At 53.3% G+C, this 1081-nt stretch carries 1 protein-coding gene; it reads left to right on the forward strand.

Annotated elements, in window-relative coordinates; translation table 11 throughout:
• Positions 1-1081 (forward strand): ATP-binding protein (locus H1R82_RS09295; protein WP_445267831.1); only part of this gene is annotated, 1081 nt, incomplete at both ends.

Raw genomic sequence — 1081 nt, forward strand, 5'->3', positions numbered from 1 at the left:
GAAAAGAGCATCGCCGGATTCAAAGAAATCGAATATGAAGTGATGCGCGATGCCGCGGATAACGCCATCGTGGTGTGCAACATGGAAAACTTTGATCCGGTGGGCGTGCACACCGGCGACAGCATCGTGTTTGCCCCGAGTCAAACCTTGACGGACCGGGAACACCAGATGCTCCGGAAAGCGGCGCTGAAAATCATCCGGGCCTTGGACATTCGTGGCGGATGCAATATCCAGTTTGCACTCGATCCGCACAGCTTCCAATACTATGTCATTGAAGTGAATCCGCGGGTGAGCCGTTCCAGTGCGCTGGCTTCCAAAGCGACGGGATATCCGATTGCCCGGGTGGCCGCCAAAATTGCGCTGGGGTACACGCTGGACGAATTAAAAAATCCGGTGACCGGGCAAACCAGTGCTTGTTTTGAACCGGCCATTGATTATGTGGTCTGCAAAATTCCCCGCTGGCCGTTTGATAAATTCGTCTCGGCAAACCGGGAACTTGGAACCCAGATGAAAGCGACGGGAGAAGTGATGGCCATCGGGCGGACATTGGAAGAATCGCTTTTAAAAGCAGTGCGTTCGCTGGAAATCGGGCAGGATGATTTGAACCTGCCGGGAACCGGGGAAATTCCCGGTGACAAGTTGAAAAAACGGCTGCAAAAACCGGATGATGAGCGGCTGTTTTTGCTGGCGGAATGGTTCCGGCGCGGATACAGCCTGGAAGAAGCGCATCAACTCACCCAAATCGACCGTTTTTTCCTGTATAAAATCGGGCGCATCATCCAACTGGAAAAAGAATTGCAAGCATCCAGTTCCCTTGCCCCGGAGTTGCTCAGAAAGGCCAAGCAATTCGGGATGACGGACCGGGCGATCGGCCGCCTCACAAACCGGACGGAAAAAGAGGTTCGCACGTTGCGGAAACAGCACCACATTGTCCCGGTTTATAAAATGGTGGACACCTGTGCCGCGGAATTTGCCGCAAATACCCCGTACTATTATTCATCTTATGAATCCGAAGACGAAGTGGCGGTAAGCAAAGCAAAAAGCATTGTGGTCCTCGGTTCGGGACCGATCCGGATCGGTC

The organism is Thermoactinomyces intermedius, assembly GCF_013912365.1.
Classification (GTDB): domain Bacteria; phylum Bacillota; class Bacilli; order Thermoactinomycetales; family Thermoactinomycetaceae; genus Thermoactinomyces; species Thermoactinomyces intermedius.